Annotated in this window: 14 protein-coding genes; 7 read left to right on the plus strand and 7 right to left on the minus strand. The window is 43.1% G+C overall.

Annotation, left to right across the window (positions count from 1 at the left end):
- The first annotated feature begins 150 nt into the window (after positions 1-150).
- Complete coding sequence (locus tag MSG93_RS07690; protein ID WP_032868428.1) at positions 151-501, plus strand: arsenate reductase; 351 nt, start codon at positions 151-153, stop codon at positions 499-501.
- Positions 502-568: 67 nt separating this feature from the next.
- On the opposite strand, the gene MSG93_RS07695 is transcribed toward MSG93_RS07690, so the two are convergent.
- Positions 569-1,006, minus strand: coding sequence for a DUF2147 domain-containing protein (locus MSG93_RS07695; RefSeq protein WP_005227959.1), 438 nt, complete (start codon positions 1,004-1,006; stop codon positions 569-571).
- A gap of 204 nt (positions 1,007-1,210) precedes the next feature.
- On the opposite strand from MSG93_RS07695, the gene MSG93_RS07700 reads away from it, so the two are divergent.
- Positions 1,211-2,122, plus strand: coding sequence for an alpha/beta hydrolase (locus tag MSG93_RS07700; protein ID WP_005227960.1), 912 nt, complete (start codon positions 1,211-1,213; stop codon positions 2,120-2,122).
- A 274-nt stretch (positions 2,123-2,396) separates the two neighbouring features.
- Positions 2,397-3,584 (plus strand): GGDEF domain-containing protein, encoded by a 1,188-nt coding sequence (locus tag MSG93_RS07705; RefSeq protein ID WP_324621245.1) that lies wholly within the window; start codon positions 2,397-2,399, stop codon positions 3,582-3,584.
- A 39-nt stretch (positions 3,585-3,623) separates the two neighbouring features.
- Here the strand turns inward: MSG93_RS07705 and MSG93_RS07710 are convergent, their stop codons facing one another.
- The 4 genes from MSG93_RS07710 to MSG93_RS07725 all read right to left on the minus strand — a co-directional run bounded on the left by MSG93_RS07710 (position 3,624) and on the right by MSG93_RS07725 (position 7,599).
- Positions 3,624-4,319 carry a glutathione S-transferase family protein gene (locus MSG93_RS07710; RefSeq protein WP_324621246.1) on the minus strand — a complete coding sequence of 232 codons (696 nt, stop codon included), beginning with the start codon at positions 4,317-4,319 and terminating at the stop codon, positions 3,624-3,626.
- Between the two features lie 2 nt (positions 4,320-4,321).
- Positions 4,322-6,175 carry a protein-disulfide reductase DsbD gene (gene dsbD / locus MSG93_RS07715; RefSeq protein ID WP_324621248.1) on the minus strand — a complete coding sequence of 618 codons (1,854 nt, stop codon included), beginning with the start codon at positions 6,173-6,175 and terminating at the stop codon, positions 4,322-4,324.
- Between the two features lie 79 nt (positions 6,176-6,254).
- Positions 6,255-7,022, minus strand: a complete 768-nt coding sequence (locus tag MSG93_RS07720; RefSeq protein WP_324621250.1) for a transporter — start codon at positions 7,020-7,022, stop codon at positions 6,255-6,257.
- Positions 7,023-7,053: 31 nt separating this feature from the next.
- The gene (locus MSG93_RS07725; protein WP_324621251.1) at positions 7,054-7,599 is read right to left on the minus strand and encodes an ankyrin repeat domain-containing protein; all 546 of its coding nucleotides are present in this window, start codon (positions 7,597-7,599) and stop codon (positions 7,054-7,056) included.
- Between the two features lie 166 nt (positions 7,600-7,765).
- Here MSG93_RS07725 and MSG93_RS07730 point away from each other — a divergent pair, with 166 nt between their 5' ends.
- Positions 7,766-8,029: a hypothetical protein gene (locus MSG93_RS07730; RefSeq protein ID WP_324621252.1), complete on the plus strand. Its 264-nt coding sequence runs from the start codon at positions 7,766-7,768 to the stop codon at positions 8,027-8,029.
- Between the two features lie 182 nt (positions 8,030-8,211).
- Here the strand turns inward: MSG93_RS07730 and MSG93_RS07735 are convergent, their stop codons facing one another.
- Positions 8,212-8,586 (minus strand): HPF/RaiA family ribosome-associated protein, encoded by a 375-nt coding sequence (locus tag MSG93_RS07735; RefSeq protein WP_005227968.1) that lies wholly within the window; start codon positions 8,584-8,586, stop codon positions 8,212-8,214.
- 369 nt (positions 8,587-8,955) lie between these two features.
- On the opposite strand from MSG93_RS07735, the gene MSG93_RS07740 reads away from it, so the two are divergent.
- From MSG93_RS07740 to MSG93_RS07750, 3 genes are all read left to right on the plus strand, one after another.
- Positions 8,956-9,681: an outer membrane protein OmpK gene (locus MSG93_RS07740; protein WP_324621253.1), complete on the plus strand. Its 726-nt coding sequence runs from the start codon at positions 8,956-8,958 to the stop codon at positions 9,679-9,681.
- Between the two features lie 135 nt (positions 9,682-9,816).
- On the plus strand, positions 9,817-10,368 hold the full coding sequence (locus MSG93_RS07745; protein ID WP_324621255.1) for a GNAT family N-acetyltransferase: 552 nt from the start codon (positions 9,817-9,819) through the stop codon (positions 10,366-10,368).
- An 81-nt stretch (positions 10,369-10,449) separates the two neighbouring features.
- Positions 10,450-11,190: a hypothetical protein gene (locus tag MSG93_RS07750; RefSeq protein ID WP_324621256.1), complete on the plus strand. Its 741-nt coding sequence runs from the start codon at positions 10,450-10,452 to the stop codon at positions 11,188-11,190.
- 245 nt (positions 11,191-11,435) lie between these two features.
- Here the strand turns inward: MSG93_RS07750 and urtE are convergent, their stop codons facing one another.
- Positions 11,436-12,134: an urea ABC transporter ATP-binding subunit UrtE gene (urtE, locus tag MSG93_RS07755; RefSeq protein ID WP_324621257.1), complete on the minus strand. Its 699-nt coding sequence runs from the start codon at positions 12,132-12,134 to the stop codon at positions 11,436-11,438.
- Positions 12,135-12,141 lie beyond the last annotated feature (7 nt).

Genomic DNA, 12,141 nt, shown 5'->3' on the forward strand with positions numbered 1-12,141 from the left:
TTTTGCTCAAAAAACATGCGCATTTTGATCATTGCATCACGATTGAACCGCTCTACCGATAAACTTAATAAAAAATTTCAACTGGCGCATCAGCTGCTTTTTACGTTAGGCTTTCATCCATATTTTTCACTCTTTCTAGGGTTTTTTCTCATGTTTAAAATTTATGGCATTAAAAATTGTAATTCAATGAAAAAAGCCTTTGATGCGTTACAGGCAAAAGGCATCAATTACGAGTTCCATGATTACAAGAAACAAGGCATTGATGCCGATACTTTAGCAATCTGGCTGAAAGAAATTGGTGCAGATAAAGTCCTGAATAAAAAAGGCACGACCTGGCGCAAATTAACTGCGGACGAGCAAACACACGCGACCAGCAATGAACATAACCTGATTGAAACACTGATGGCCCAGCCTAGCCTGATTAAGCGTCCTGTATTGCAAACCCCAAACGGCTTTGTGATTGGTTTCGATGAAGCAACCTATCAGGATTTATCCGCTTAAAACCAATAAATCGCAACGATAAAAAAACCGAGTCATCAGACTCGGTTTTCTGTTATTTAAATCTGGCTTAGTTGGTACGAATCCAAGTCTGATTACGACCTAAAGCTGCAACGCCAATATAGCCACGTAATTTCAGCTTTTTGCCGCCATCGAGAATTTCAGCTTTTAACTTATAGGTTTTGCCATTTTTAGGATCGATGATCGAACCTTCATCATAGCTGGTACCGCCTACATTTTTCAGGCCATGTACGATGGTCACGCCTTTCAGCGGTTTGTTGTGATAAGGTCCTTCACACTTAGAGCATGCATTTTCCTGACCTGCCACTAAATATTTTTGAATAGATGCGGTGAGGGTTCCATCCTTTTGCTCAGTAAACTTCACAATCGCCTTCGGCTGTTTCGTTTCATCATCAATGGTTTGCCAAACACTGCCATTCAGCGCATCCGCTGCATTGGCAAAAGTTGTTAAACCGAGCAATCCAAATGCTAGAGCAATTTTCTTCATTTTTGTAATATCCTTAAGGGGTCTTTCAAACTGAAAGTATTGAGAAGTTCAATCAATATTGCAATTCTTGATTATGACTATTTGGTATAACCTGCGTAAGAGTGACATAGCGCACAATTTTTCAGTTTTTATCATGAGGTCTAGGCGCTACTTATATTCAAGAACTTTCTTATTGGTATACCCAACTAACAATATGGAAAAATTATGAAATTTGCTACTGTTTGGAAATATTATTTTACTGAATCTTTACTTAAAGCCACGATTCGGACACCGAGCCAATTTAATCTGGCACCCAATGCTTTACGACCATTACTGGATCAACTCTGTCGCCTATTTCCACACAATCCAACAGTACAAATTCGACCGTTGCGCTTAGCCGGTGTTCGTGGTGAGGAAATTAAAGCGCAAGCTGCGGCAACACAACTGATTTTACATATTCACGGCGGTGCTTTCTTCTTAGGTAGCCTGAATACTCATCGTGCATTGATGACCGATATTGCGGCACGTACGCAAATGCAGGTAATTCATGTTGATTACCCGCTGGCACCGGAACATCCTTTTCCTGAAGCGATTGATGCGATTTTTGATGTTTATCAAGCATTGCTGGTACAAGGGATCAAACCTAAAGATATTATTATCTCGGGGGATTCTTGTGGTGCCAACCTCGCCTTGGCCTTGTGCTTGCGCCTGAAACAGCAACCTGAACTGATGCCAAGCGGTCTGATCCTGATGTCGCCTTATCTGGATTTAACCTTGACCAGTGAATCACTGCGCTTCAACCAGAAACATGATGCCTTGCTCTCGATTGAAGCGTTACAGGCAGGTATCAATCATTATCTGAAAGAGGGCATTCAGGCAGATGATCCACGTGTTTCACCATTATTTGATGATCTGACCGGCTTACCACCAACACTCGTTCAAGTCGGTTCTAAAGAAATTTTGCTGGATGATTCGAAACGCTTTAGAGAAAAAGCTGAAAAAGCCGATGTCGAAGTGAACTTTAAACTGTATACCGGCATGTGGCATAACTTCCAGATGTTTAATGCCTGGTTCCCTGAGGCTAAACAGGCTTTGGCCGATCTTGCTGAATTTGCACATGCCTTAGATCGCGACTAAGTACCCTCAAAATCTGTGTAAAAAATGGTCAGCTTGGGCTGACCCTTGTCACTCTTGATTCAGTTTGGTCATCAACTAATAAAAATGATTGAATATTCTGATAACAGCTTATTTTTCAAAATATTTTTCCCGTCCTGATTTGCACTAAATCCGCCAGATGCAGACTTTTTTCTCATTCTAAAGATGCTATTGTTATTTGAATAAGCGTTCCTCCGTATTTTGATGACGGATACACAGTTCCTAGGAATCTCATTGCATAAAAGGATGCATGCCAATGGTGAAGATTCATTTTAATAGGTCAACTGACGCAAAACGATGGGGCTTTCGGCTTTCTTGGGAACATCATATTGTCGTCAATTGGACCATGCTTAAAAAAAGCATTTTATTACTTATACTTGCTGCATTAATGAACCTGTTCTGGATCAGCTGGGACATTTTCGTACTCATGAATCCGGTTTATTCAGAATGGGTCCATCTCAAGCTGGTCCGTTCACAATTATGGACCAGCCTGATTATGCTGGTGGTTTTGATCCTGTTGATTATTCCCTGCCATCTGTTCAGGGAACAACACTGGGCACAGGAAGTCCTCCCGATCCTTAGTGTGCAGGTCTTTACTGCCATGCTGTGCCATAACAGCTATCTGGTCGGCAGCTTTAGTCCCGCCACCATGGTGGGCTATGTCAGTGTCGTGGGTGTCGGTCTGGTGCTATTTGACCGCCGTATGGTGTATTGCGCCCTGATTCCAGCCACACTGGCGCTGTTCTTTTGTAATTACCTTAGCATGGTCGGGGTTCTTACCTACGCACCATTATTTAACATGCAACATCTGAATCAGGTGGCCATGCATCCCTTCTGGGTCGGCAGTATGCTGTTTTTTCTGGTTCCGATCTTGCTGGCCTGTTTATTTCTATTTGAAATTTTACTGACCCAATGGCGGACTCGAGAAATGACTATCCAGATGTTGAGCCGTCTCGACCCCCTCACCAATGTCCTGAACCGGCGCAGTATTGGCAGTTATCTGGACAGATTACACCAGCAACCAGAGCAGCAATATTCGATTGTGCTGCTCGATTTAGATCATTTTAAAAATATTAATGATTATTTTGGACATAGCATGGGAGATCAGGTGCTGATTCAGGTGGCACAGTGTCTGACCACCCATCTTAGAGAACAGGATATGATTGGCCGTTTTGGCGGGGAGGAGTTTATTTTATTGCTGCCCGATACTCATACAGCCCAGGCACAAAAGGTTGCAGAGCGCTGTCGGCAGGCAATATCTCAATTACGTTTTATTACCGAACATAAGCAAGAGTTCAGTATTAGTGCCAGCTTCGGTATTAGTAGTTCACTCAGTGCCGATGAGCCACATCTGATTATTAGTCAGGCAGATCAGGCCCTATATGCGGTGAAAGCGGTGGGACGTAATCAGGTCAGAATCTTTACTGACCTGATCACCCGTTAGCAAAGTGAAGGCCTTGATTTGCCTTCACTTGAGTCCCAATCAGACTTTTAAAAATTCTTCCCGCTGTTGACGATAAGGCTCATCAAAAGGCACAAACTGCTGTTCTTGCTTGGCTTCAGCAATCCATTGTTGTACTGAAGGTAAAGCCAATATTTTCTGCATATAGCTTTGGCTAGAAGCCGAGATGGGGAGTTGATAACAGTCAAAACGCATCACCACCGGCGCGTAAAATGCATCTGCAATACTGAATTCGCCACACAAAAAACTGTCGTCACCTGGACGTTGTGACCAGATCTGTTCAATACGGGCCACATCAGCACGCAACTGCGCATGCTCAGACCAGAGCTGCTGACCAATATGTGTCAGGTCTGCTTCGACATTCATGGGACAAAGATTGCGTAATCCCTGAAAGCTACTATGCATCTCGGCACTGATACAGCGCGCTCTGGCACGCAAGCTTTTATCTTGTGGCCATAAGGCATGCTCAGGATGTTGTTCTGCCAGATATTCACAAATAGCCAGTGTATCCCAAACCACCAGTTCTCCATCCACAAGTGCAGGCACTTTCCCGGTTGGATTCAGTTTAAGAATTTCTGTTTTAAACTGGCTATCTGCTTCAAAGCTATCAAACCGGATCAGCTGCTCCTGAAATGGTATGCCCGCCTGTTTCAATAAAATCCACGGACGCATGGACCAGGTTGAATAGTTTTTATTGCCAATAAAGAGTTGGTACATTGTTATTCTTTTCCTTTAAATAAGGCCAGTTGTTGTAATAGCTCGGCTTTCTGGAATACACCCGTTAAACGTAGCGAGCGAACTTCTTGTTGTTGCTGATTCAGGAATAAATAGGTTGGTGGACCTAAAATATCCCACTGTGCTAAAAGTGCCTGATGCGATGCATCATAGTGGCTTAAATCCAGTTTAATTAAATAATAACTCGCTAACGCCTGCTGCACCTCGGCATCTTTTAAAATACGATGCTCAATTGGCTGACAAGCCACGCACCAGTCTGCATAGACATCAATCACAATGCCGCGATCTTTCGGTGCATGGGCGAGAATCTGCTGAAACTCGTCCGCAGTGTGTGCCACATGCCATTCAGCCAGCTTGTCTGCCTGAACTGAACTCAGGCTTTGGATGTGCTGGTATTGGTTAAAAGCCAAGGCCGGAATCACGACAATCAGCAAGATCGCATACAGCCATTGCAACTTGGATTTCTGCCCAAACAGGCGATAAACCGCATAGATAATAAATGCCAGACCCAGAACTAAACTCAGGATTTGAATGGCGAGTTCCGGCAATAAAGGACGAATGAAATAAAGACTCAGGGCCAGCATCAAGAAGGCAAAGATCACCTTAATCTGGTTCATCCAGTCACCGGCTTTCGGTAAAGCTTTGGCCCCCAAAACACTGGCAAGTAACAATGGAATACCCATACCAAAGCCTAGGGTAAACAGTAATAATGCACCCTGCCATTGGCTCTGCGTTTGCGAGATAAACAGTAATACGCCGGCCAGCGGTGCCGTCATGCATGGCCCAACCAGCAAGGCTGAAATCATGCCCATGACACTAGCACCCACCAAGGTACCGCCTTTTTGATTGGATTGCATCTGATCAAGTCGATTGACCCAACGCTGGGGCAATTTCAACTCGAACAGGCCAAACAGATTCAGGGCAAACACCACAAACAGCAAACTAAATGCAATCAGGGTCGCAGGTTGCTGTAACCAGCGCTGAAAATTCAAACCTGCTGCGGAAGCAATTAAACCGAGGACCGCATACACCAGCGCCATACTGACCACAAAGGTCAGCGCAATTGACCATGCTTTCACACCTTTGTTGTCACGTACGATCAACGAGGTCAGAATCGGTAACATCGGTAGAGAGCACGGCGTAAAAGCCAACAGAATGCCTAAGCCCAAGAACAATAAGATGCTATACGCCAGGGAATGCTGTTCCAGTGCACTAGACCATTTCTGGTCTTGGGCCATCACACCCGAGTTGCCTTGTGAGGTTGATTCTGCAGCTGTTTCAGTCTGTACTTCATCATCGCTGGCTGACTGTTGTGCATTCAATACACTGGATGAACGGGCCACGTCCAGAAAGCTTTTTTGCGTATTGGAGCTGACATTCTGGGCACTGACCAAACCATCCGCATCGGTTTGAAACTCAATATTTTGTGGTGGATAGCAAATACGGTCTTTGGCACACCCCTGCCAAGTCACGCGGTAGTGTTGTGATGCCTGAGTCGGGATACTGAATTCAGCTTGTTGATAATAAACCTGGCTATGACCATAGTTTTCATCATATTGCTCAACCGCTTTGGGCAAATTCAAGGCAACCGGTTGATTGCCCTGCTTTACCTCAAATTTATGCTGATAGAGATAGTAGTTGGGCTGAATCGACCAGTGTAACCGTGCCTGATTCGCTTGCGTCGACTCAACCGTAAATGCAAACGCCTGTTCAGGGCTAAGTAAGGGTGCTGATGTATTCTCTTGGGCATAGGTCAGTGACCCACATAACAACAATAAGGTCCCAAGAAAATAATGCATCAGTGAAGAACCGTCTCCACCTTGAACAGAGCTTTTCATTCTCATCTCGCTATTTTTCTCCCGAATCTGCTAGGCACTTCTATAAAAGTAAGTTTAAGCGTATTCAGGAGCATGATTATTAGAATAAGACCGATACGCCGAGGCCACCGTTATAGCTTTTCTGGTCGCCATTGAGATCAACCCCAATGCTAGCGTCCAGCTGGGTGCGATTATTCAAAGCATAAATCAGACCTGTACCTAAACCATACTCATAGTCTTGGCTCTCGGCTTTACGGTAAACAAATTCGGAATAACCTGATAATTTTCCTGCAATTTTATAGTCAATGGTTGGAATCGCAGTTACCGCCCAATCACTGTTTTGCGCTTCATAACGCATGGTAATCGAGGTCCCGATCAGGTCGCTAAATTCATAAGCAACCGCGGAGGTAAGGCTATAAATATCATCATGGTTGGTAAATTCATCATTACCGGTTGCAATGATGGCTTCTGCCAACAAAGCCATAGATAAACGGTCATCTTTGAGATCAATGGCTTTTTTCAAACCAATGCTGACATCGCCTAAACCATTGGTTTCCTTTTTCATGCCGGCACGCTTATATTGCTGCCAGACCGGACCTTGCCAACCCAATTGCAATTCCAGGCCATCTGCCAGACCGGTACGCAACAACATATCGCCATTTAAGGTCAGGGTTTTATCTTTTACCCCATCGACATTACCTTCCTGATAACTGACGCTTGGCAAGCTTTGTTCCCATGCCAGTTTACCAACCGGGGTAATGCCTGTGCCCATACCGGCACCGGGACGGTCAAAAGAAAAATCAGCCGCAAAAGCGCTGCTTGCCATCATCGATACGGCAACTACGCTTAAAGTTTGAAGTATTTTCATCATGTTCCTCGTTCTGTTATATCGGCTGGGCTTAAGTGCCTAGCTCTTTTGACATTTTTGCGCCATGCTGACGTAACAATTCCAGTGTTGCACGTTCTTCTGGCAATGATTCTGACCAATCAATTTCATCAAATTCACAATCAAAGAATAATTGGCTAATTGAAGATAGAACGGTTAAACCCTCTTCATCACGGGTATTTGGATCTACTTTTTCTTCGAGTAAACGTTGTACCACAGGCACACAAGCCGAACTTGCTGCATCCCAAAGCGGGCCATAAAATTCTTCAGCATCCCATAAATGCAAATTGGCTTTGGCCTGAATCAGCGCATCCAAAATATCCAGATAGACTTGAAGCGATTGTTGCTTTTCTTCTTCGCTTAATGGCTGGCCTGCCTCATATGCTTCACAAATTGCTTCCCACCAGGTGAATAAACCATCACAAATCACCGATACAGGCGGCCCCTGTTCAGGATCAATAAAATTCGGGTCGAGTCCTTCAGCAAGTAAAGATTGCACTTGGTCTAAATCGAGTTGTTGTATGGCTTGCACCAAGGCCTGCTGTTGCTTATTTAACATGACCAGTTCTCACAATATTTTTTAATGAATGTATTATGCCGAATATCCTGACAGGATTTTATAAAACCATCTAAAAAATCATGTAGAAATTTGATACAGGCATAAAAAAAGCCTTAAATTAGTCTAATAACACATTATTTATTTAATGAGAATGGACAGTGTCGGAATGAAAATAACTTTATTAGATGTACAAAAAGTATTCAACGATGTGCTAAATCATAGAATTAGTCGAGAGGAAGCTGAAGCGTGGGCAGCAACAAGGATGAATGCCTTGGACAACAACGAATTGTTCTTTGATCCTGCTACAACAGAGGATCTTCTATGGGAGGCTGTACTCTATTTAAGTGGTATTGGGTTAAAAATAGCCCCTGATAAGTATTTGGAGAATGAAGATGGCATTAAAGAAATGTTTGATACTTATTGGAATTAATAAGTGAAGATCTAAAGCTAACCATAAGAAATATATTCACGATTAGAGTCACAATAAATTCAAGCTTAAATTAAAAGGACCGAGTCCTACCTATATACAGAACTCGGTCCTTAAAAGCTGCTTAATCAAACTGCTCAAATTATTGAGATCAGCTCAGATTAAGGCCTTTTTTGCGTTTATTTTTACGCTTCGTCGTCTACTTTGACACCTTCATCTGCATCGACATATTCTGGTAAACCGCCACGGTGATGATCTTTCTTCTCATAAAGATGCTCCAGACTGCGTTTTAATTTATCAATCGCACCATGAATCGAGTGATCAATATTTGGCGCTTTATGTGTCACTGCAACAGGTTTCATGCCTGCTGGACGGGCTTCAATCATACAACGTTTGTCATGATCGCCCGATTTATCCCCGTTTTCATCACTAATATGAACCGAAAAGTGCGTAATACGCTCGCTATAACGTTGGAATTCCTGTGTAAGTTCTGCACGAACATAACTAATTAAACGTTCACTACCTTGAATGTTTTTATCTGTACGGATTTCAATATTCATAAATATCTTCCTCTCTTTTCTGTGAGACGGTGCTACAAAACTTTGTTATTCAGCACACTTTGAGCATGCGGTCATTCAGTGCAGTTGTATATTTTGATTATGTAAATGCTTGTGGTCTCCTCGCTTAGCATCTGTTGATTTTCAGTATGTAAGAAGATCTTCTATAGTTCCAATATCTGTCTTTCCTCAGAAATATGCAAGCTGATTTTTGACATTTTTATTAAAACTTAAACAAAAACAGCTTTAACTTTACACGACTTTATTTTTGGCCCGAGCTCTACAATTATTTTGTACCTTTGGTCAAATTTGGCTTTATTTTTGCTTAATACCTTGTATGCTTTACACGCCTTTTTGGGGGGAAATTTTTAAATGCAATTGAAGCAAGTTACAGCAGCATGTTTATTAGTATCTACAGCAGCTTTCGCTCAGGCAAAGCCAATCTGGCAGGACTTTAGCCTGACCGGTTTGTATGGGGAAAACTACGAAGTTGTTGATGAAAAACAAACAACCTTAACGGTTGAATATGCGGCAAAAGTGAAGTATGCCGATATGTTTTTCTTTATGGACCGTATGCGTGGTAATGAAGACCATAAAGTGACTTATTTCGAACTCTCTCCGCGTTTTAGCTTAGGCGAGATTTCAGGTCACAAACTTGCTTTTGGTCCGGTTAAAGATGTGTTGATTTCAACCACATGGGAAAGCAACAATGATGACTTTTCCAGTTTTGACAACTTCTTGTACGGCGTAGGCTTTGATCTTGCAGTTCCATATTTCCAATATGCAAATGTGAACTTCTACCGTGCCAACAACGAAAACACATCAGATGACTATCAAATGACCATTGCTTATGCATTGCCATTTAAAGTATCAAATGAAGATTTCCTCGTCGATGGTTTCCTTGATTGGTCTACTGGTGAAAAAGATCACGCCAGTGAACTGAACTGGACTACCCAATATAAATGGAATGTGGGTAAACACATTTCACCGGATACTCGCCTCTATTTAGGTGTTGAGCATTCGGTGTGGAATAACAAGTTCGGTATGAAAAACCGTGACGAAAATAATGTCAGCGCTTTGATCAAATACCACTTCTAATCAGATTAGAATGTTAAAAAACAGCAAGGATTTCCTTGCTGTTTTTGTTTGCATCCCTGAATATAAATGTCAGTTGATCTTTTGTCCTGTCAGCATCCCATCTGTTTATTTTGTCTAATTTGATGACCTTTGCTTATGTCTGAAAATATCGTACTTGCCGCTTCTACCTTAGCCGCACATTTCCGCATTCGCTTTGCCACAACAGATGACCTCGAACACATCCTCACGATTTATAATCACGAGATTTTAAATGGCACAGCCAACTGGAATGATCAGGCTGTCTCACTCGGGGATTATCAGCAACGTTTTCACGGCATGCAACAACAGCACTTCCCCATGATTGTGGTCGAAGACTTGAATAGCCATCAAGTGGCTGGTTATGCCTATTACGCCGCGTTTCGTGCGATCAGTGGTTATCGCCAAAGCATTGAACATTCTGTTTTTATTGATCCAAGTTATGCTCGCCAAGGCCTAGGAAAAGCGCTGATGCAACAACTGATTCATCTGGCCAAACAGCAAAATATGCATATTATGGTGGCCGCAATTGACAGTGAAAATAAGGGTTCGATTGTGCTGCATGAACAATTGGGCTTTGTGCAAACAGGCTATATGCCACAAGTGGGACAAAAGTTTGGGCAATGGCGGGATTTAGTCTGGATGCAACTGCAACTCACAGAATCTCAATAAAAACCTCACTTTTACCCTACTGTCTTACGACTGAATTGTGGCTTAGAATGAAAGCAATACTTGATTTCAAAAATAGCCAAAATGATTAAAACATCTCAACTCGGTCTGTGCCTTTCCATCGCAATCGCTTCAAGTGCCAGCTTTGCAGAACTGTCCTTCGAGCAAGAATTGCAACAAGGCTGTGCCAAAGTGAAACAATATGCCCAAGCAGGTAAAAAGTTTTACGATCAGAAGCAATATCTTAAAGCAGCCAAGCAATTCGAAAACCAAGCCGCATGGGCACATTTCTGTCAGGCCAATGCAGATGAAAGCGGGATTCAGGTCAGTGACCGGGACATTGAAATCGCTAATAATAATGTGGGGTTAAGTTATGCCAAACGCGGTAAGCCGCAATGGGCCAGAGTCTGGTTTTTACGTGATAAAGACTCAAAAACCAGCCAATACAACTTAAAACAACTGCCAAAGCCTCAAATCTCACCAGGTCTACAAGGGACTTATGTCCGTGCCAATGGCTTTGGGCAATGGGACTATATCAAGGTCAGCAAAAAACAGAATCAATATCAGATTGCCTTCGATGGCTACTATTTTGGTCCACGCGGCCTGATCTATGGTCCCAATATGGGACAGTTTGAAACCAGCATGTCCCTCAAGTCAAAACAGGCGAACTATCGTAATGAAGACTGTGTGATTAAACTTCAATTCGCCAATGACGCAAAGCTTGGACAAAAAATTGAGGTTGAACAGCACAACGGCGAATCTTCATGTGGCTTTGGACATAATGTCTATGCAGGCGGAACGTTTTATAAGGTTGAAGACAAATAAATCGAGTGCTAACCATTTAATATTCTAAATTGCATTTTCCCAACATTCACTATCGTTATAGGCGACATGGATGTCGCCATGTTCGACTGCCTTGCGCTGCTTCCAAAGCCATGCTTTGGAATTGCTCAGGATGTACCGTCAGTCGAACAAAAGATTTTTGCTTACTTTTGATCTCTCAAAAGTAAGGTCCATCATAAAGATACATTCCTTAGAACAAGGATAAAGTAACTGTTAGCCAAGAAATACTAAATCGCCACCAACTCCCGAATCCCCTTCTCAGGCATCTCCTCCCCCCGCCCTTGTGCAATCATCTGCCCACGTGCCATCACGCTATACGCATCGGCCAACTCTTCGGCAAAATCATAAAACTGCTCCACCAAAATAATCGCCATCTCGCCTTGATCTGCTAACTTGCGAATCACCCGACCAATATCCTTAATAATTGAAGGCTGAATCCCTTCCGTCGGCTCATCCAGAATCAATACCCGTGGTTCAGAAGCCAACGCCCGAGCAATCGCCAGCTGCTGTTGCTGACCACCGGATAAATCTCCTCCACGGCGGTGTTTCATTTCATCAAGTACGGGGAAAATTTCATATAAATGCGTCGGCACTTTACGCGTCTTGGCACCCGAAAATTTAGCCATGCCAATTAAAATATTTTCTTCTACCGTTAAAGTCGAAAAGATATCACGACCTTGCGGCACATAGGCCAAACCGGCACGTACCCGTTGTTCAGGAGACATCTTGGCAATGTCTTTACCATCCAGCAGGATCTGTCCTGACTTAATTGGCAGAATACCCATCAGGCATTTCAGCAAGGTGGTTTTGCCCACACCATTACGCCCCAGCACCACACTACATTCACCCACAGGCGCATTAAAAGACACATCACGCAGGATATGACTGCCACCATAGAACTGGTTAATTTGTTTCACTTCTAGCATGTGTCTC

It is taken from the genome of Acinetobacter sp. IK40 (assembly GCF_035615075.1).
GTDB classification, from domain to species: domain Bacteria; phylum Pseudomonadota; class Gammaproteobacteria; order Pseudomonadales; family Moraxellaceae; genus Acinetobacter; species Acinetobacter courvalinii.